Source organism: Vibrio inusitatus (assembly GCA_024346935.1).
Taxonomy (GTDB): domain Bacteria; phylum Pseudomonadota; class Gammaproteobacteria; order Enterobacterales; family Vibrionaceae; genus Vibrio; species Vibrio inusitatus.
Genome location: AP024879.1, coordinates 1,235,067 through 1,256,090, shown reverse-complemented (window position 1 = coordinate 1,256,090; position 21,024 = coordinate 1,235,067). Strand labels below are relative to the sequence as shown.

The following is a 21,024-nucleotide window of genomic DNA, read 5'->3' as shown; positions in this document are numbered from 1 at the left end:
CTGATGTTTGAAGGGGTAGGTTCAGACCTAACTCGACTCAAAATACAATTAAGCTACTTGGGATTTAGGGTTAAATGGCCTGCTTTTCTGAAATAACCAACCAATTACCCCAATGAAACGTTACATGCTCGTATCTTGTTTCACAATTCGCGATGCAAATAAAGTTTATGCCTTACATAAAAAAGCGATCTATATCTCATTGGTGTTTTTGAGAACTCGCATATTCTTTAGCTTTCTTTATCTAACTGTCTGTATTGAAAGGGTTTATGTTTTTTCAATTTTTCACCTCGAATAAAAGGCAATTGGCTGTGAATGCCTTCAATATTTTCGCTTGTTTCATTCCATATAATTTTCGGCGTCCTGAAACACATCCTAAAAGTTGGGAATAATAATGAAACAATTTAAGTTTTTACCTGTGTCTTTAGCTGTGGCAGCAACTTTAGCTGCAGCACCCGCTCTCGCTGATTCAGAGCTAGAGGAACTCAAACAACGTTTGGCTGAACTAGAAGCTAAACAAGACACATCAAGTTATGTTGATGATCAACAGCCATTGGTACTGTCTTCAAAAAGTGAGGTTCCTGAAGGTGTGGTATTTACGGGTTATGCTCGTTACGGCATGCAATATGCTGTAGATGATGCAACACGAGTAACGACAGATGGTGCGCTCACGGGTAATTCGACAGGTCGTCTTGGTAACGAAGATAATGGAGGAGAGTTTCAATTTGGTAAATTCTTTGAAAGCGATAGTGGTGCTATTTGGGATGTACAGGTAATGCTTGAGCACTGGCAAGGGGACGCAGATGGTGATGCCGTTGGCCTAAAGAAATTTTATGCTGGTGCAACCAACTTATTTGAATCTCAGGAAGAGCTCTATATTTGGGCTGGTCGTGACTTCCATCAACGTCCGCAAACGGATCTTAATGATTACTTTTGGATGATGCACGATGGCCAAGGTGGTGGTTTCTACAACCTTGATCTTGGTGGCGTAATGTTTGATATGTCAGTTGTCGGTCAAGTTGATGGTGCTTCTGTTGGAGACAATGGGCGCTACGCAGTGACCTCTAAGCTTCATGGAATATCTTTAGGCGAAGCGGACGTAAGTTTTTACGCTAACTACGGTTTTACTTCTGAAGATGACTTGAAAAATACATCCGAAAAAACAGGCAGTGAAGTTGACGCAGCAAGCAGTGCTTATCAACTTGTCGGTCAAGTTGAAATGTATAATCAAAACTTAATTGTACGTTATTCAAACAACTCCTTAGATAGTGTGTTTGACCTTGCTGAAGATCAGACCGCACTTTTAGTTAGCTTTGATGGCCGCTATTCTCTTACCGAACAATGGGGGGTTGAATATCTAGCAGGATATCAATCACTTGAAGGTAAAGATGTAGAAGATCGCGTAAACACAAACGTCATTGTTCGACCTGCTTATGCATGGAACGATACCCACTCAACTTGGTTAGAGATGGGCTACAGCGTGGTTGATTTTGATGAGATTGATGCAACTAACTCATCTTGGAAGACCACGCTGTCACAAAATATCGCATTCGGTGATATGGGTACCGCGCGCCCAATGTTGCGCTTCTACGCAACCGTGGGTAACTCAGATAACGAGTACACAATAAATCACAGTGACCCAACGTATGTTAGAGATGAAGACACTCTAACTGTTGGTGCCATGTTTGAGGCTTGGTGGTAATTAAAGATTATTAGTTTATGGGGTTAATTATATTAACCCCATTATCTAAAATTATAGATATATAATAAAAGTTATTTGGTGCATCAATTAGATATTATGTGGGTTGACTTTTGTTACATTCTTTTATTTATAAATGGCTCAATGATGTAGTAATTAAATATTTAGTAGTCAATAATTAAATTGCGTATCTTGTGATTTATCAAATACTAATAATCACAGAGGAATAGAACGCTGTTAGCAATGGATGCATTTTTATTTTAATAGAGGTACCCATTCGATGGCGACAATTCGAGACGTTTCAAAACGTGCTGGCGTTTCTGCAGCGACAGTATCAAGAGTCATCAATGGCACTAGCCATGTGTGCCATGACAAAAAACTAAAAGTTGAAAAGGCCATCAGAGAGCTCAACTACAAACGAGGCTTTTCTACCTTTTCACCACGCCTAAACCGCAACGGCAGCATTGGTATTGTCGTCCCTGAATTGGGCGGTCCCATCTACTCCAGCCTATTTCAGTCTGTTGAAGAAGGCTTTCGTCAATTTGGTTATCATATTATCGCCACCTCAGGTTCAGATGACGCAAACAAGCAAAAAGAATCGGTTGAATACCTTTTAAGCCGAAGAGTCGATGCGATCATACTTGGTAATTTAACCCTCGATGATGATTTCTTGATGGAACTCGAACAGCGAGGTGTCCCACTCGTTATCTTAAATCACTATGTTCCAGAACTGGCAGACAGTTGCATCAGTATTGACCATCAATTGGGTGGGCGTACTGCTACGGAATTCTTGCTTAGCAATGGGCATACTCAAATAGCGTGCATTGCAGGGCCGCAGGATAAAGCAGGCGCTAGAGCAAGATTGCAAGGTTATAAGAATGCCTTGTCAGACGCCAACATTGATTACAACGAAGATTTGGTGTGCGAAGGGGATTATTTAGAAGCATCGGGTTCTAAAGCGATAGAGCGGATAATTAAAAGAAATAAAGCGTTTACAGCTGTGTTTGCTTCGAATGATAGAATGGCTTTTGGGGCGATGCAGACTCTTCGTAAACACGGTATGTCAGTACCGGAGGATATTTCATTGCTGGGTTTTGATAATTGGAGCTTTAATCAATATATCGCTCCTGGAATAACGACAATCAACATGCCTCTTAAAGAGATGGCATCGGAAGCAGTTCAACTTATCTTGCAAAAACTGTCCAAAAAACCGTGTAATGTTGAGTTTATGCTGCGACCAACACTTGTGGAGAGAGACTCAGTTCAAACACTAGCTAGTCTTTAGAATATGCAAGTCTACGGGGGTACCTCAATTTTCTAGAGTGAGTGGAGTATTCACGAGTTAGGTCAAAAGAATTAGGGATCTCAATGGAGATCCCTTGTATTCGATAATTGAGTATTAGCTAAAAGCCTTACTCATGGTCAAGCTCAAGGCGGTAAAAGCTCACCTGAGTGTAATCGCCGGCATCCATACCATTATTGGTACAACCTACAGAGCCAGTGCTGCATTGGTTGTATGCGCCTGCTTTGTAGAAGAATAGTGATTGTGCATAGCCAGCATCGTATTTGTTACCAAGGTAGTTGCCCTCTGCGATATTGATTGCGAACGTCTTCTTCACTGGGTTATCGCTATCGGCGTCTTTGATAAATTCAAGGTGCATAATGTCGCCCTCAACATTCACCTCATAAGAGAGCTTTTCACCAAGTTTCACACCATCTTGCGGGTCTTCGTGGCCGAAGCGCTGCTTTGCTTTACCGAACACGTCATGAGAAATGTCTAAGCGCTTATGGTAATCATCGCCCAATGCATTGTTCTCGTAGTTCCAGTAAACAGAACCATACTCATGATCCGGAAGTTTGCGGTAGAAGATTTTTAGCGGCTCGTTGTGGCGAGCATGGATTTGCCCGATAACTACTGAGAAAGAATCGTTGTGTCTGTGATCGCCGCTGACACTCACATGATCAACTGAAACCTCGGCGCTTAATTTACCGCCAACAGAGGCGTAGGCTTCAATATTTTTGTTCGATGCCACCGCAAAGTTATTTGCAGGGTCGTAAGTACCTACTTCAGGGTTATCAGCCAACATAGCGTGCAACTCTGAACGCGCATTGCTTGAGTTTGGTGTTGTCATTGCTTTATTCGGTGCGACAAAAACCAAAGCGCCAGTGCGTGAATCAGTGTAGAACCACTCTGGATGAACATAGCCTTCATTTAACTCGGCTACAGAGACTTCCATTACTTGGCCTTTGCGCTCCGGCTTGGTGTCTTCAATCGGTACATTGAGTTTCCATTGACTCAAATCGAAGTTCTCTGAAGGCGCTTTATTTGGGTCTAATTGTGCAAATGCGTGGGAGGATACAGTGGCTGCCAAAATTGCAGTTAACAGAGTTTTTGTTTTTAGTTTCATAGCCATTCTTTTTTATAGTATTAGGGATGTCAGTTCTTGTTTTAGTGCGCTTGGTTTCTGCGAAATTCGTTGCACTAAAAATAAGATAAACAGGCAGAATGCAGTTTGGAAATAGTATTAATGTATAACAATCATTTGTTTAGCGAATGAGCCTAATCTAAAGGCGTGAGACATGTGGGCATTGGGCAGAAGGGAAGTTCCTATCAAGAAACAAACGGATTGAATGGGGTAATACTTGAGAGGCGTAGTTTGTACTTTCGCTTTAGTCTTGCCAAAAAGGCGATGTTCATAGGTTTATTAATCTAAACAACAGTTTGTGAAATATGGTGTGATTTTATTCACATTTAGACACGAAAAGAAATGTAAAGAGATTGGATTTCTCGGTCTTATCCCCATATCGTAATCAGAACCTTTTTTGTATTTACTCAGTCTTTTTACGATACCGTTTTTGAGTCGAAACAAAATAGGAGAGCCAATGAGCTTATTCTTGCGTGCCGCAGTGCTATCTCTGTTAGTACTGACCCGTGTTCCTGCGTTTGCCGCAGTCCCAGTAGCACCAAATAACGACAACTCTAGATCGAACAACAATCAAGGCCAAGTGTGCTCAGCTAAATTCAAACATAGCTTGAGTGGGCTTTACGGCATCCCAAACCACGACGTTTCTCCACTTCAACCTTATTCCGACTTTGACGTGCTTTATAGTAAGGCGCATCAAGCTCAATCTGAGCTAGAAACCTTGTGTAAAAGTACGGCGTTATTAACCTCATCAGAAGCTTACTTCGCAGGTGTTAAATCACAGCAGCGAGCAAAGGAAAAAGTGCAGTACGAGCTTGGAGGAAAATCCGAACGAATCACAGATTTAGCACGTGCCACAATAGTAGCTAAAGACATTTCGAGCTTAATGAATGCCTATGAGGCACTTGAACGTGAAGCGACGATTGTAAAAGTGAAAAACCGCTTCAAAAAGCCAACTGAATCAGGTTATCGAGATTTAAATGTTTTAGTGCAACTGCCAAAGACCAACATAATTGCAGAGGTCCAGCTTCACCTCAAAGATATTGCAGATGTAAAAAATGGCTATGAGCACAGCATCTATGAGCAAGTGCAGAAAATAGAACGCTTGGCTGCAATTGAACAACGGGACTTTACCGATATTGAACGTACGCAAATTAAGCGTTACCGCTTTCAATCAAAAGAATTATACCAAAACGCATGGTTGCCTTATGTGACCACAAATATTGAAGCAGCATAGAGATCCAAAGCACTTCAAAACGTCGTCCCCGAGTGCTCCTATCGGGGACCTAAGTATTCCAATCGTTGAAAAGGTCTCCGATAAAAGACCTCGGAGACGACGATCTGTTTGAGGTTATAACTGTCAGTTCAACGTAGTGTCCCTTTCATTCACCTACGCTTAATCGAGAGCACCAAAACGTCGTCCCCGAGCGCTCCTATCGGGGACCTAAGTATTCTAAGCGTTGAAAAGGTCTCCGATAAAAGACCTCGGAGACGACGGCCTGTGTGAGGTTATAACGGTTAGTTCAACGTAGTATCTCTTTCATTCACCTACGCTTAATCGAGAGCACCAAAACGTCGTCCCCGAGCGCTCTTATCGGGGACCTAAGTACTCCAAGCATTGAAAAGGTCTCCGATAAAAGACCTCGGAGACGACGATCTGTTTGAGGTTATAACGGTTAGTTCAACGTAGTGTCCCTTTCATTCACCTACGCTTAATCGAAAGCCCCAGCGTCGTCCCCGAGTGCTCCTATCGGGGACCTAAGTATTCTAAGCGTTGAAAAGGTCTCCGATAAAAGACCTCGGAGACGACGGCCTGTGTGAGGTTATAACGGTCAGTTCAACGTAGTATCTCTTTCATTCACCTACGCTTAATCGAGAGCACCAAAACGTCGTCCCCGAGTGTTCCTCTCGGGGACCTAAGTACTCCAAGCATTGAAAAGGTCTCCGATAAAAGACCTCGGAGACGACAGTGTTTTTGGAGTTATTACGGTTAGTTCAACGTAGTATCTCTTTCATTCACCTACGCTTAATCGAGAGCACCAAAACGTCGTCCCCGAGCGCTCCTATCGGGGACCTAGTACTCCAAGCGTTGAAAAGGTCTCCGATAAAAGACCTCGGAGACGACAGTGTTTTTGGAGTTATTACGGTTAGTTCAACGTAGTGTCCCTTTCATTCACCTACGCTTAATCTAGAACACCAAAACGTCGTCCCCGAGCGCTCCTATCGGGGACCTAAATACTCCAGTCGTTGAAAAGGTCTCCGATAAAAGACCTCGGAGACGACGGTCTGTTTGAGGTTATAACGGTCAGTTCAACGTAGTGTCTCTTTCATTCACCTACGCTTAATCGAAAGTCCCAGCGTCGTCCCCGAGTGCTCCTATCGGGGACCTAAATACTCCAATCGTTGAAAAGGTCTCCGATAAAAACCTTCGGAGACGATCGTGTTTTGAGGTTAGTACGATTGATTCATTACTGGTTCTTTTTCATTTATTTGTAGCCCCCAAATCTGATCCGACAGTTACCTGCCTAAAACAACATAGCTGCAGTGAATACCATATATAAATACAAAGAATTAGTTTCTTCGAGTTTGATGCCGTACACTATGACTGATCAATTCTCTGAGTTGTTTCTATCTAGAGCCTAACTTCCGCTGGCTTCTTCCCTTTATTTTTTATATGAATGTGAATCTTCACAGGAGCCTACTAATGCGTAAATTATCGACGAGCTTAATTATTCTCTTTGCTGGTTTAAATACCACAAGTGTGCTCGCAGATACTTCTAGCAGGTCTGAAGACGAGACTAATAATCACTCAGACTCTAATAAGGATATTTACGACAACGAAAATAAGCACGTTGATGACCCAACTCGCGTGGTCACAAAGCTAGGTGTAGCGGGAGACTACAACTTTGAATCTGATAAGTTTGGATACTCGATATCCGGCTCTATCGGTTTAAGTGAAGCACAGAAAATCAACCTCAGATATCACCCTGATAGTGAAGAGTGGACTCTAGGTGGTTCATGGCTGTTCGAGTTCGGTATTGTCAATTTCAACTTCGGTAAGAGTGAGTATGAAGATGGCTCTAACTTCAACAACTACAGTGTCGGAACATTCGTGCCCCTGTCAGTCTTTGATATAGAGCCAGCAGGCTGGCAAATTTTCCCGATGGCAGGCTTTAACTACACTGACGGCGAAAGACCACTTAATGAGGGAGAGCCTGACTTTGATCCATCGAACCCTTACGTGCTGCATCCAAGCGACAGTACCGGTGGATACCTTGGTTATTTCTCTTTAAAGCCCGTTACAGAAGAATTCACAGTTATTACATTTGCGGGCGCATCAGTAGGTTCAGATGATTATTTCGGCTATTGGCTTGGAGCTGGCGTCGGATATAAATTTACCAAGAAAGACTCGATTAATTTACTCGGCATCGCCACGGACAATGATTACGGCGCTGAACAGAAGGTCATTCTTGCATACAGCCATACTTTCTCTGACTAGTGTTAAAGCTCTATATGCCCTAGTCTGTTCTTAAAATGGACTTGGGCTATGACCATGAAAAGACTCACCTGTAGTGGGGTGGGTAAAGTAAATGTCGCTGGCATGCAGCATTAATCGTTGTGAAAAGTCTTGTGTTTCAAGACTGGTATCTCGCTCATCGTTATTGCTTAGGTCTGCGCAGTTATAAAGATCACAACCTAAAATAGGGTGACCGAACTCAAGGCTATGGATTCGGAGTTGATGAGTGCGGCCAGTAATAGGGGTGTATTGCACTAAAGTTCTAAAAGGATGAGCTAAGCGGCTAATGACTTGATAGTCACTAATGGCGCTTTTACCTGTAGCGTGGCAAATCTTTACGCGAGGAAACAATGCTTTGTCTTTAGCAATGGGGGCTGATATTTGGCCGCTATCAGCTTCAACCCAGCCAGCTAACATAGCCAGATATCGCTTCTGTACCGTCCGTGCTTGAAATTGCTGATTAAGATGCTTCGATGCTGCACTATTAAGTCCCACCACCATAACTCCAGACGTTCCTAAATCTAACCTGTGTGGCAGCTTTGCATCTACAAATGCAGGTGTTGCTTTGTCTATGTTGCTAGCGTCTTGACCGTGTACTAAGCGGTGATGCACTGAATCCCAATTGAGCGGGTTTTTACCTGATAAGCTCAATAAACCACTCGGTTTATTAATCAATAAAATATCATCATCTTGATACAGTATCTCTAGCCGAGCGAGGCACTTTGGTGCCACAAAGTGATCAATTATTTCAGTTGTAGTTGAAGAGTCCGCTTTAGACATTGAAGTGCCCTGATGAGTTAAAAGAAGGATGGTAGTGGCTGATAAGTTAGCCACTACTGTGTTAGTAAACTGACGGCTTTGTAATACATAAGCTACTTCGTCTCATGAATATTACAATCGGATATTCTTTCAAGTTCTGGTGTCTCTCATAAGGTTCGGTTGAATACTATGCGGTCGTTATAAATATTAGCCCAACGATACATCAGAAAAGTCATGTTAAACATGTTCTTATTCTATAATCAGTGACATATTTTCGAGGAATTCTGCGTCTTTTTCTCAATCTAACCGTCTTAGTGGCAGTGTCGTAAATTCCACATAATGTTGAGGCCCTATTTATATGATATCAGAATGGCAAAACCACAAAGCTCAGCTTCGATATTATGTTGAAAAACGTATTGATGATGTAGATGCCGTCGATGACATTTTGCAAGATGTGTACATCAAAGCGAGTGGTAACCTTCACCAACTGAAATCAAAAGGTAGCTTGAAAGGTTGGCTTTATCGTATTGCCTACAACACTATCATGGATTTTTATCGCGCACGGCAGCCCTATGAAGAACTTCCTGAAGACTTAGTTTCTGAAGAGGATGATACGGGCAAACAAGCACGAGATGAGTTGGCCGAATGTTTGCGTCCACTCATAGATGAATTGCCAGAAAAATACGGAACTCCACTACGCTTGGCTGAGTTAGAAGGAGTTTCGCAAAAAGAAATTGCTGAGCAACTTGGCTTATCGCTCTCAGGGGCAAAGAGCCGAGTGCAAAGAAGCCGAATTAAGTTTCGGGAGCAAATGATGGCCTGTTGTGACTTTGAAATTGGTCAAGATGGTATCACTGAGTATTCACCTAAAGATCCTAATCGAAACAAGAAGTGTTGATTTAACCTGACTTTAACTTTGTAAAAAGATGGGCTAAAAGCCACTTGAGATGAACGGATCAATCAAAGCTATTACATGCTTATGTAGAACAACCTTGGAGAAATAATGAAGAGTAATTTGCGTGCCCCGATTGCTTCTCAGATCATTGAAGAAGCAATAGAATGGACAATGATGCATGGCGTTGCTTTTCGTCAGGCCGATATGACAGCAAAACATTGCCCATTCAGTATCGCTCCAATGAACATGGATAGTGATGTGTTTGAACACCTTTTAAAGGTTACCCCTCTCATTACCAAGCTGATCCACAATGTCTCAGAAGATCATGACTTTCTGCAGTCTGCCCTTGCTGATGTTGCCAAAGCAGATCCATTTTTTGAACGAATAGTGTTCTTGCATCAACAAATACATGGTGACTCTGTCGCTCGCTTTAAATCAAAACGAAAACCACTGTTATTGATGCGCACAGACTTTATGGAAGACGGCCAACATGGTGCAAAAGTGATTGAGTTTAATGGAATTGCGGCGGGTATGGCTCCCTTCGGACAAAGAGCGACAGAATTGCATGCATTTTTAAGTCAACAGTGGCCACAAACCTATAGCGATTGGTTGGAAGACAAGCGTTCAACACCAGCAGTAAATCATGGACTGGATCAACTCGCGCTGGGCATTTCTAACGCAGCAAGAGAAGTGAAATCAACATTTGCTCTGGAGGCTATGGGTGCGTTTGATACCGAGGATAAAAGGCCAACTTTTTTAATGGTTGTTCAGTCAAACGAGGATAATGTCTATGATCAGCATTTGTTGGAATTGGCGCTTCAAAAACAAGGAATACGAACAGTAAGACGCACCTTTGAACAACTCAGTACCCAGCTTTCAACGGGTGAGGGACATCGCTTAATTCTAGAGGACGTTGGTGCGATTGACTTAGTGTACCTTCGTGCGGGCTATCAATATTGTGATTACTACTCTCCCGATCGAGAGGAGGCGATATGTTGTCATGCATTGAGCCAAACACGACTATTTATTGAACAGCATCATGTGGCAGTGAATGCGACTTTTAGTCAGCAACTTGCCACCAGTAAAACAATGCAGATGTTGCTCACCACTATGCCTATGGAAGAATATGCTCGATGGGGCTTGAATCTAGCCGAAGCACAGCTGGTTAAAAGTGTGTTAGCCGAGATGAAGCCTATTAATCAAGAAACGATGGATTGGTTTCACACTCAGGCAAATAAACAACAGTGGGTGCTAAAGAATCAAGGTGAAGGGGGAGGCCATTGCGTCTTTGGTGACGATATTAGTGAACGGTTAAAACAACTGAAACCTGAGGAGCTAGACGCATGGGCATTTATGCAGCGTTTGTACCCTCATGTTCGTGAAGTACCAACGATTGCGGTGCGTGATGGTGTGCAAGTTCAGGTTGACGATTTAGTTAGCGAAATTGGCTTGTTCACAGCTTACTTCGATGGCAAACCTGTGACTGAGATGGATGGATATGCGGGCTATCTTATTCGCAGTAAGCCAGCGAGCGAGGATGAGGGAGGCATTCACAGTGGTAAAGGGATTTTAGATTCTTTAGCTTTGAATTAATTATAAATAAATTGCGTCTTTTTGCTTAAAGCTGCGTCTTAATGTTATCTAGCAGAATAAGAGAAAGACGATGTTTCAAACTACCCCTGAACGTAATGACATAGACAATAAATTCATTAAATACGATAGTAAGATGCTTGGCCAAGTTTATGGTACCAGTGACGTGACGCCATATTGGATTGCCGACATGGACTTTCCTATTGCCTCTCCTATCACTCACGCGATGCAACAATTAGTGAGTCGGGAATCTTACTCCTATGAGTTCGATTCAGAAACCGTATTCCAGGCCATTTCAAAATGGAATCTAGATCGTCATAACTTAGATTTGAATCCGAATCACTTTGTTCAAGTACCTGGCGTATTAACCGCGATAGCCTTATTGATTCGTGAGTTTAGCCATGAGGGCGATGGTATTTTGATTCAAACCCCTGTTTATCATCAATTTCGCCGCCTAATTGAGTCTGCAGGGCGTAAAGCTGTGGCAAATACGTTGAAGATTGAAGAAGGCCACTATGTGATGGACTTTAAAGATTTTGAGCGTCAGTTAAAAGACGGAGATGTAAAAGTCGTGCTGCTTTGTAATCCTCACAACCCTGTTGGTCGAGTATGGACAAAATCCGAATTACAAAGCATGGTCGAAATAGCCAAAAAATATAATGTGTTGATCGTGAGTGATGAAGTGCATGCCGATATCGTATTTGAAGGCTCAACCTTTACGTCGATGGCATCATTGAACTACGACAATAGCCTAACTATTATTGGTTCCCCAGCCAAAAACTTTGGGTTAAACAGCATCTCTAATGGCTATATCTACAGTGATAACACAGAGTTACGAGAGAAAGTAAAGGCGACTACGGTTGCTATGTCATTGGATCATGGCAACGCTTTTACCACCCATGCCACTATTGCTGCATATCAACAAGGTAAAGAATGGTTTGATGCATTCTTGGCCTACACGCAAAATACACGAGACTGGATCGTGCAGTTTATGGCAAATGAACTGCCTCAAATCAATACTTTTGTCCCTGAGGGTACGAATCAAATTTGGTTTGATTTCTCCGGGCTAGGTTTAGAGCCTGAACAACTAAAAGTTTTACTCACTCAACAGGCTAAATTGGCATTAACACCAGGTACTTGGTTTAGCGAACCTAATGAGAATTTTTATCGAATGAATTTTGCTTCGCCTTTAGATCAAATTCAGGCATCGTTTGAACGATTAAAGATATCAATTGAGACGTTATAGGGTAATGGTGTTTCAGCGCACGTAGTTGATTTAGATTGAGCTTTATCGTAATTCAGAGCTCAGTTATTATCTGAAATCGGGTGTTTGTTCTTTGTTTTAGCATACAAGAATAGGCTTAGATAAATGATTACATTTATACAGGCTTCTGTGCTTTAATGGCGCCCTTCCAATAGATGGTATTATCTATGGATGTCATCTATAGTTTTCAACCAAGCTAGCTTGTGTTGGCAATGCGCTCGGGTGAGTATTTTTAACCCGAGCAATGCACAGATTTTTAGAGAATTACATATGTCTGATAGTAAAAAATTTACGGTTCGCACTATTGAAAAGCGTAATGGCTGGTGTGCCGAGATTGTTCGCCAAGTAACATCTCGTAGAACAACCGTGTCTAAGCGAGAAATGGGCTTCGAAACTGAAGAACAAGCGCAAGCATGGGGCGAGAAAGAGCTAGAAGGTTTCATTGAAAACCAAGTAGAGCGTAACAAACGTAAAGCCGCTGACCGTCGTTCAGAAGATTAAGCTTCGTTTTAAAGCGCGCCCACTATCGAGTCAGCGAAACTTTCGCTGACTTTTCTTTTGTTCAAACATTTAACCACTCCTAGTATCTGCTAATTTTTTCTAATCTGCGTACCCATAAGCCGTACCGTTTATTACATAACTGCTTCTTTGCCCTAAATGCTCGGAACTCTGCACAAAATAGAGCATACTGCGCATCATCCCCAGATTATCTAATTGTTTAAGTAAGCATGAATTCAATCGATCTCAGCAAACCTTTCACCCTTTCCAATGGCCAAGTCATTAAGAATCGCTTGTTTAAATCAGCGATGAGTGAGCAGCTTGGAGATAAGCAACATAACCCTACTTCTAGAATAGCAACGCTATATCAACGTTGGGCTAAAGGGGGGATAGGCTTATGTGTTACGGGCAATGTCATGGTGGATCGAAGTGCCCTTGGTGAACCAAAGAATGTTGTTCTCGATGAGCAAAGTGACTTGTCGCAATTTATTGAGTGGGCAAATGCTGGAAGGCAAAATGGCTCGCAGATATGGATGCAGCTTAACCACCCGGGTAAACAGATTCCCAAGTTTCTTTGTGATAAACCTGTTGCGCCTTCAGCGATTTCATTGGGCCGTGGCTTGGAGAAGGGCTTTAATACACCTCGTGCATTAACTGAAGCGGAAATTCACGAGATTGTTGAGAAGTTTGCTTCCAGTGCCAAACTTGCAAAATCTGCAGGCTTCACTGGCGTTCAGATTCATGGTGCTCACGGATATCTTGTTAGTCAGTTTCTATCCTCACGTCACAATCAACGAGATGACAAATGGGGCGGTTCATTGGAAAATCGACTTCGATTTGTGTTGGAAGTGTATCGTGCGATTCGTAATGAGGTTGGCGATGATTTTCCTGTCGGGATCAAGCTAAACAGTGCTGACTTTATGAAAGGAGGCTTTACGGAGGAAGAGTCGATGCAGGTTGTGCAGTCTTTAAGTGCAAACGGCGTCGACCTCATCGAGATCTCCGGTGGTACTTATGAAAGCCCATCAATGATGGGGTCTAAGAGTAAAAGCGAGCCAGTAAAAGCCAGCACAATAAAACGTGAAGCCTACTTCATGGACTACATGGTTAAGGTTAGAAAGTTGGTAAGCACTCCGCTGGTGGTTACGGGGGGCTTTAGAACTGCGCCAGCGATGAATGAAGCATTAAACACTTCGGCGACTGACTTTATTGGTATTGCACGAACCATGGCCGTGGATCCTGACTTCCCAAACAAGTTAATTGAAAATTCTAACTATGGGATGCCTTTGACTGTCCCTACTACGGGTAAACCTGCGCTTGATAAAGTGGCGATGGTTGGATTGGTATGGTACGAGCACCAAATGTGGCGTATTGCCGATGGTAAGCATACTGATCCTAAATTAAGCGCACTCGGTGTTGTAATAAAAACCATCCTAAGTGCAGGGTGGCATACCTTCAAAAAGCGCAGAGCATAACCGATAGATCACTTTAAATGCACAGAGCCTAGGTTAAGCTAGGCTCTTTAAATCCAAGAATTAAGATCAGTCACTGTCAGACGGCGCCGCTTAGACATTGTGCTTACTTCCTTTTTAAATCAAACCAATCCGTAGCATTCCAAATACTCTACTCTTTTTCAGTTGGGCTAGCTGTGATATGCGCAAATCGACTCATCGATATTGTATGATATACGCCTGGGTTATTATTGATATCATGAATAGGAATTTGTGATTACCCGCAGTTCGCCATAAACTCATTCGTACTGGCTGAGACAATGATTGCAATTCATTGATAAGCATTACATTTGAATCAACTGCTAATATTGAAAATATCTACAGTGGTTGCATTTTACTTAGAAAGAATTGAGGTATTGAATAGATGAAAAAGTTTCTACTAGCACCAATTGCGGTAAGTATCTTAGGTATGTCGAATATTGCATCTGCGGAAGTAAATATTAGCCGAGACAATTATATTCAAGCTGAAACCTCTAAGTATTTTGCAGTAACTGAAGCAAAAGCGACAGATGGCGTAAATAGCTGGAGACACTTCCGTACTCCGCCATTGACTGAAGACCAGCCAATCGTGCGTATGAACCGCGACACTATTTATTCTACAGCGGTAATCGATACGGAAAAAGGCGCGACACTGACACTACCTGACTTTGGTGATCGCTTCGTAATGGTGCAGTTTACGGATGAAAATCACCAAACCTTTGACATGGTTTATACCAAGGGCGATGAAACACTAGAAGTGCCAGACTCGACAAAATTCATGTTCGTGGTTGTGCGAGCTTATCTTCCAAATATTCATGATAAGCAAGAAATCGCAGAGCTTAATAAACTACAAGACAAGCTAGTCATCAAAGCAGGTTCAAAAGATGATTACCCGATTTTTGGTGGCTACGACTTGCCAACTCTTGCAGCCAAACTTGAGCCAGTGAAGAAAGATATTTTGACAGAGATCGCTGTTGAGGGTGTTGCTGACTCAGAGAAGATGTTTGGTACGGGTGAATACACTACCGCCGAAAAACGCATCCAAGGTGCAGCTTACGGATGGGGCGGGGCAACGTTCAAAGATAATATCTATCAATACTCGCCTAACTTTGAATCTACGCAGTGTCACTCGGTGACATTTGAAGACCCTAAAAACAGAGGCTTCTGGTCATTTACTGTATATAACGAAGATGGCTTTATGTTCAATGATGATGCAAGTGCTAACAGCGGTATAGCGAAACCAAATGCAGATGGTACTTACACTGTGTATTTTGGGTGTGATGAAGAAAAATACGGTGCGAACAATATTCCTTTAGACGGTTTGAAGGACGGTCAAAAGTGGAACGTGTTAGTGCGTCACTATGCACCAACTACTGAGTTCCTGTACAAGGGCATTGATCCGAGTAAAGATATTGCTCCAGTAAAATAGCAACGACTCTCTAAATTTGCTGATGAGAAGGCCTGATTATTCAGGCCTTTTTTTGATCCTAGCATTGCTGTCCTCGCTCTACTGTCTACCGATATGATATAGAACCTGACTAAGCGGTTCGTCATACTAGCCTATCGATTAAGTTATCAACTAAAAGAAATAAAATATTACAATTAACCTGGGTCTTAGAGGTGTTAATCTTATTTGAACTGTGTATTGTTTTAGTGGTTGTTTATTGTTTTTAAAGTAAACCAGGCTTTTATATTAACGATGAATATTTAGTAACTTTAATTAAAACAATGGTTTGAGTGGTTTTTTTGTTTTATCTACGGTGAGCAAAAAAGGCAATTAACGTGATGTTCTGTCTTTTTCAAGCATATTTCGATTTGTGTTCAATTGTATTATTAAATTATTTGAAGGTGTCCACAAATTGGTAAACAAAGTTGGTTTGAGTAGACATTACTGGGTCAAAGAGACTTTCTAGATATGATGCAAGTTGCTAGTCTTTCGCTCAACCGAAACACCCTTTAAAGAGATACTAATGAAAAAGTCACCAATTCTATTAATCGCAGGTTCACTACTATTGACAGGATGTACTTCAAATTTTGCAAGTACAGAGCAAGTTACTCAACCAACATTCATCATGGTTGACCAAGGCGTAGCTTTAGCTTCAATGCAAGAGGTTTTAGAGCTACGAGAAAGCATTCTAAATGCTAAAGATGGCGATATCATCAGCATTAAAGAAGGTCGCTATAAAGACTTAGGTAGTGTTACTTTAAATGCAAATAACGTAACCATTAAAGCTGAAAAGTCAGGTACTGTTATTTTTAATGGTTCGACTCAGTTCATCATCAAGGGCAATGATAACTTAATTGAAAGCTTGGTATTCACTGATGGTGGCGCGACATTAAGTACAGAAAGTCATGATGCAAATATCATGGGTGTTTTTGGAATCTTCGGCAAAAACAATACGTTAAATAATTCAGTAATTTACAAGTTCAATGACTACGAATACGTTGCAGATGAAAAAGGTAAATACCCTAACATCAGATGGGTAACGGTTGGTGGAGAGAACAACAAAATAACCAACAACACTTTTGAAGGTAAGTACAAGCGTGGCGCTATGCTTGTGGTTGCGACTTCAGACAAGCTAGAAAAGACATTAATTGAAGGTAACATCTTCAAAGACCTAACGGCATTGGATATCGAGTTGATCGAGAACTCGGATCCTAAGATGGTTAGAACAAACCGTAACGACAGACAAGCAATCCGCGTTGGCGATAGCCACAACTCACTATTTGACTCTCAAAGTGTTGTAAGAAATAACTACTTTGACAACATTAGTGGTTACGTAGGTAAAAATGGCTCTGGCGAAATTGAATTGATTTCAGTTAAGGCAAGCGGCATCACATTTGATGGAAATACGATCAAAAATAGTACTTCCATGATCTCTCTAAGACACGGTCACAATAATGTAGTAACAAACAATGTTATTTTGCCTGGCAATACGGCTAACTCGGGTGGCATCAGAATATATGATGAAAATCATTTAATCGAAAATAACTACATTGAAGGGACTTTAGGTAAAGGCACTTACCGAGGTGCTCTTGTTCTAAATACCGGTATTATTGATGTTACTAAAGGCGAAGTGCTTAGCAAGGATTCGACTGATGGCAAGACGCTACAAAAGCAGTGGACGCCTAAAGACGTGATTGTTAAGAACAATACTTTAGTCAACAACACTCAAGGTATTTTTGCGAGCAACGCTATTCACCGAGTGAGCTTAACTGATGATGCTCGCGTCGAGACTATCTTCCCAGCGGTTGACACTGTGTTTGAAAATAACTTATCGATTGCCGCAAATGAAGGTACAAACGCATTCAGACAGTTTGAAGGCGAGAAATTCCAAATGGTTGGCTCTGAATATGTTAACAACATCTTCTACGGTCAAATCCAAGGGCTTGAGCCACTTCCACAAGGAATCTCAACTGAAAAGCCAGCAATGGAAAGAGATGAGCAAGGTCTAATTAAAGCGGTAGGTTCTGTTGGTGCATCTAACCTAACAGTCTTAACAGAAGACATGGTTGGCTCTACTATCGTATTTAAATAGTAGCTTTATAGAGCTATTCCTTTTTAAAATGGGTTATTCACTTTAAAGTGAATAACCCATTTTTTTCTTCGATTAAATGGTTTTTAAACAAGTCTTACATTATGCAAGACCGATAAAAATACCAGCAATGGTTGCACCCATTAAGTTTGACATAATACCTGCTAGCAGAGCTTTCGCGCCGAGAGAAGCAATTTGCTCGCGACGTTCTGGGATCATGCCTCCAATGCCGCCGATTGCGATCGCTACAGTACCAATATTAGCAAAGCCACACAGTGCGAACGATATGATTACTTGAGTCTTCTCGGTCATTGGTAGTCCAGTGGCTTCAACAATGGCATCGCCCGATAGGTATGGGGCTAGATTGATGTATGCAAAGAACTCGTTTACGACAATCTTCTGTCCAATGAATGAGCCAGCAAGCATAGCTTCATCCCATGAAACTCCCATAAGCCATGCGATAGGCGCAAAGAGATAACCAAGGATAAGTTCAAGACTTAGGTTTTCAAAACCAAACCAACCGCCAACACCACCTAGCATGCCATTAAACATAGCTACCAAGCTGACAAAGGTCAGTAGCATCGCGCCAACAGCGAAAGCAAGATAAAGGCCACTTAGTGTGCCTTGGGTTGCAGCATCAATGATATTTGAGGCTTTGGTCTCTTCACTCTCTTTAAGATCTTCATCGCTAAATGTTTCGGTCTCTGGGATAAGAAGCTTGGCGAATAGCAATCCACCTGGTGCTGCCATAAATGAAGCGGCTAGAAGGTACTCCATCTTAACCCCTAGCTGTGCATAGCTCACCAACATGGTGCCTGCTATCGAAGCTAAGCCGCCACACATAACTGCGAATAGCTCAGAGCGGGTCATTTTTGGCATATACGGCTTGATAAGAAGAGGTGCTTCAGTCACGCCTAAGAAGATGTTGGCACTTGCCGACATTGATTCAGCTTTACTTGTTTTGAGCAGTTTCTGTAAGAAACCACCCACCCACTTGACCACGAACTGCATAATGCCCAGGTGGTAAAGAATGGATGAAAGAGCCGCGAAGAAAACGATGACAGGTAGAATTTTGAATGCGACGACAAAGCCACCCCCACCAAATAGCTCATACATCTTGTCACTAACAAGGCCGCCAAACAGGAAGCTTATCCCCTCGTTGCTATAACCAATAACGGCTGAAAAACCATTAGCTAAAGAGAGAATGATCGCCTGACCAAACGATGAATAGAGGACAATGCCACCAAGAATAAACTGGATTAGAAAAGCATAACCAACAGTACGGAAATTAATGGCTTTGCGATTTTCTGATACTAAATAAGCAACAAATAGCAGCGAAAAAATACCGATAAAACTAATAAAAATGTGCATCGTGTGTTCCGAAAGAATCTTTAAAGGAAAATGTATGTTCGATTAAGAAAGCACGTTTTTGATAAGTGCTTTAATGACGTCAAGCGTGAAGTTCTGGCAATCAATAGCGGTACGAGGCTCAAAATCTTGCTCGTGTTGGTCGGTATTTGATAGAACTCGAACGCCCACGAAAGGAACTTGATAGGCATGCGCAACTAAGGCAGCAGCGGATGTTTCCATCTCTTCTACTGATGTGCCAAATGTCTCGTGGTACCAGTTGATTCTGTCCAATTCTCGGTTCCATTCATCAGCGGTACCGATAATGCCTTTAACAACCTTGCCGTGTGAGTAATGCTCAGATTGCTGTAATGCTAACTTTACAAGTTCAGCGTTGGCAAAAAACTGTTCGTGTTCGATGACTTTGTCATCCTCTCTAAGGTGCATTGGATAACCAAGGCGTTCCCAAGTTTGAGGATGCATTCCCTTTCCTTTTTCAGTGAACTTTGACTTTAGCGCCGCCATATTGAAGCTACTTTCACCAATAACAATATCGCCACGATAAAGTTCTGGGTCATGTCCACCGGCTGTACCTTGGTTAATAATACAAACTGGTTTGAAGCGCTCGATTGCTAGTGTTGTTGAGGCGGCAGCATTCGCAAGCCCAATCTCAGTGCGAGAAACAACAACAGGGTAGTTAAAGTATTCACCTTGCCAAAACGTCCATGAAGCGATAGTGGTTTTAATCGGGTTATCTAACGAGGCAATGAGAATCTCCGTCTCAACATCCATGGCTCCTTGCACAAGAATAGGTTGGCCCTTTAAATGTGTTAACACTTGATTATTTTGCATAGGTAAACTGTTCAATGAAAAAGAGCGCGGAGTCTACCAGTTGCAATCGTTTGCTTCAATGTGCATATATTGAGGCATCAGAGCTTCAATATACTTCTAACAAATTGAAGCAGGTGGACATCTTCTTTCATCATTGAAAACATACTGAGTATTCATAGACATAGATGCCAAGAATATTTAGGACACACTGAAAATAATGGGAATCATACACAGGAAACAAATTACCTATGACCCCAAGGAAAGGTAACTAGATGTAACGCACCTAAAATAGTATTTTTGCACATCTTCAACGTCATTACTCGATGAGTTTCGTCTACTGCTACGACAAGGTGAAGAGCAGCCTTATGTGTTTTTTGTTCTCTGATATTCTGAAGGTTTGCATGCAGATTCGTGAATGGAGTCCAGGATTAGATATAAAATGGGTGTCTGACCGCGATCAAGTAACAATCAGACTCTTTTTTCCAAAAGAAATTGCCATCACCACAACAGAGGTTGTAATAGCTCATAATAATAAGGAATGACTACTTTCTCTTGGTTCGATAGGACAGATAATTCAATATTCACTGCTTGATGGAATACCCAGAATACAATGAGCAAAAGTACTACATAGCCCAGTGACAACCCAAGATTACCCATTCGGCTAAAGGGTGAGCGTTTGAGAGTGACTATTGGACCAATATAGAACGTAGCGAACCAGATGATCGAACCAAATACAGTAATTATGGAACCTAGCATGGCTAAGTTTAGATCTTGTACGGAAGCCGATTGTAAAGCCATTTGAAATGTTTGGTGTAACGGAGAAATAAAGCCCGTTATAGCGTTTGCGAGCCCCAGATACATCAATAGATCCCCAGCAATAAATGACCAGTGATCGCAATAACCTACTTCGTCTAGTGAAGTTGATGCAATAAACGCGACGAGTGCGAGCAAAGAAAATACCAAAGCCATCAGAAGAGCAATATCCGCTCTAAAGTGGATAGAATGGTCTATGCCAGGAATGACTACGCCACCTTTTAGTTTGAATAGTTGAGGTACTTGAAACGAGACTACCGCAACATTTACTCCTACTACGGTAAGTCTTGAGCGCATGACGTTGATTGCAATGCGTGGAGAGGCACTGTTATTCATAATTTACTCTTATCTTGGTACACCACAAA

General features: G+C 42.0%; 16 protein-coding genes. 11 read left to right on the top strand and 5 right to left on the bottom strand.

From position 1 onward, the window contains the following. Nucleotides 1–391: 391 nt before the first annotated feature. Both OCU48_RS18400 and OCU48_RS18395 read left to right on the top strand, forming a co-directional pair. Entirely contained in the window at nt 392–1,699 is a 1,308-nt protein-coding gene (locus tag OCU48_RS18400; protein WP_141347194.1) for a carbohydrate porin, read from the top strand. A gap of 277 nt (nt 1,700–1,976) precedes the next feature. Further along, nucleotides 1,977–2,981 carry a LacI family DNA-binding transcriptional regulator gene (locus tag OCU48_RS18395; protein WP_141347195.1) on the top strand — a complete coding sequence of 335 codons (1,005 nt, stop codon included), beginning with the start codon at nt 1,977–1,979 and terminating at the stop codon, nt 2,979–2,981. A 127-nt stretch (nt 2,982–3,108) separates the two neighbouring features. Here the strand turns inward: OCU48_RS18395 and OCU48_RS18390 are convergent, their stop codons facing one another. Next, nucleotides 3,109–4,104, bottom strand: a complete 996-nt coding sequence (locus tag OCU48_RS18390) for a polysaccharide lyase family 7 protein (RefSeq protein WP_167496239.1) — start codon at nt 4,102–4,104, stop codon at nt 3,109–3,111. Nucleotides 4,105–4,579: 475 nt separating this feature from the next. Here OCU48_RS18390 and OCU48_RS18385 point away from each other — a divergent pair, with 475 nt between their 5' ends. Together OCU48_RS18385 and OCU48_RS18380 are read left to right on the top strand one after the other, a co-directional pair. Beyond that, nucleotides 4,580–5,356 carry a RelA/SpoT domain-containing protein gene (locus OCU48_RS18385; protein WP_141347196.1) on the top strand — a complete coding sequence of 259 codons (777 nt, stop codon included), beginning with the start codon at nt 4,580–4,582 and terminating at the stop codon, nt 5,354–5,356. A gap of 1,467 nt (nt 5,357–6,823) precedes the next feature. Then, on the top strand, nt 6,824–7,618 hold the full coding sequence (locus tag OCU48_RS18380) for a hypothetical protein (protein ID WP_141346279.1): 795 nt from the start codon (nt 6,824–6,826) through the stop codon (nt 7,616–7,618). A gap of 30 nt (nt 7,619–7,648) precedes the next feature. Here OCU48_RS18380 and OCU48_RS18375 read toward each other — a convergent pair whose 3' ends face one another. Next, on the bottom strand, nt 7,649–8,416 hold the full coding sequence (locus OCU48_RS18375) for an RluA family pseudouridine synthase (protein WP_141346280.1): 768 nt from the start codon (nt 8,414–8,416) through the stop codon (nt 7,649–7,651). A 337-nt stretch (nt 8,417–8,753) separates the two neighbouring features. Here OCU48_RS18375 and sigZ point away from each other — a divergent pair, with 337 nt between their 5' ends. From sigZ to OCU48_RS18340, 7 genes are all read left to right on the top strand, one after another. Beyond that, entirely contained in the window at nt 8,754–9,293 is a 540-nt protein-coding gene (gene sigZ, locus OCU48_RS18370) for an RNA polymerase sigma factor SigZ (RefSeq protein ID WP_141346281.1), read from the top strand. Between the two features lie 105 nt (nt 9,294–9,398). Continuing rightward, nucleotides 9,399–10,883 (top strand): glutathione synthase, encoded by a 1,485-nt coding sequence (locus OCU48_RS18365; protein ID WP_141346282.1) that lies wholly within the window; start codon nt 9,399–9,401, stop codon nt 10,881–10,883. Between the two features lie 70 nt (nt 10,884–10,953). Next, the gene (locus OCU48_RS18360; RefSeq protein ID WP_141346283.1) at nt 10,954–12,126 is read left to right on the top strand and encodes a MalY/PatB family protein; all 1,173 of its coding nucleotides are present in this window, start codon (nt 10,954–10,956) and stop codon (nt 12,124–12,126) included. A 288-nt stretch (nt 12,127–12,414) separates the two neighbouring features. After that, a complete protein-coding gene (locus OCU48_RS18355; RefSeq protein ID WP_167496203.1) occupies nt 12,415–12,645 on the top strand; it encodes a DUF3622 domain-containing protein in 231 nt (76 codons plus the stop codon). Nucleotides 12,646–12,872: 227 nt separating this feature from the next. After that, complete coding sequence (locus OCU48_RS18350; protein WP_141346285.1) at nt 12,873–14,117, top strand: NADH:flavin oxidoreductase/NADH oxidase family protein; 1,245 nt, start codon at nt 12,873–12,875, stop codon at nt 14,115–14,117. A 400-nt stretch (nt 14,118–14,517) separates the two neighbouring features. Continuing rightward, a complete protein-coding gene (locus OCU48_RS18345) occupies nt 14,518–15,561 on the top strand; it encodes a DUF1254 domain-containing protein (protein ID WP_141346286.1) in 1,044 nt (347 codons plus the stop codon). 541 nt (nt 15,562–16,102) lie between these two features. After that, entirely contained in the window at nt 16,103–17,671 is a 1,569-nt protein-coding gene (locus tag OCU48_RS18340; RefSeq protein WP_141346287.1) for a polysaccharide lyase 6 family protein, read from the top strand. 99 nt (nt 17,672–17,770) lie between these two features. On the opposite strand, the gene OCU48_RS18335 is transcribed toward OCU48_RS18340, so the two are convergent. The 3 genes from OCU48_RS18335 to OCU48_RS18325 form a co-directional block, all read right to left on the bottom strand. After that, a complete protein-coding gene (locus OCU48_RS18335) occupies nt 17,771–19,039 on the bottom strand; it encodes a NupC/NupG family nucleoside CNT transporter (RefSeq protein ID WP_141346288.1) in 1,269 nt (422 codons plus the stop codon). A gap of 42 nt (nt 19,040–19,081) precedes the next feature. Next, on the bottom strand, nt 19,082–19,807 hold the full coding sequence (mtnN, locus tag OCU48_RS18330) for a 5'-methylthioadenosine/S-adenosylhomocysteine nucleosidase (protein WP_244312340.1): 726 nt from the start codon (nt 19,805–19,807) through the stop codon (nt 19,082–19,084). A gap of 537 nt (nt 19,808–20,344) precedes the next feature. Then, entirely contained in the window at nt 20,345–20,995 is a 651-nt protein-coding gene (locus tag OCU48_RS18325) for a hypothetical protein (protein ID WP_141346290.1), read from the bottom strand. Nucleotides 20,996–21,024: the final 29 nt, after the last annotated feature.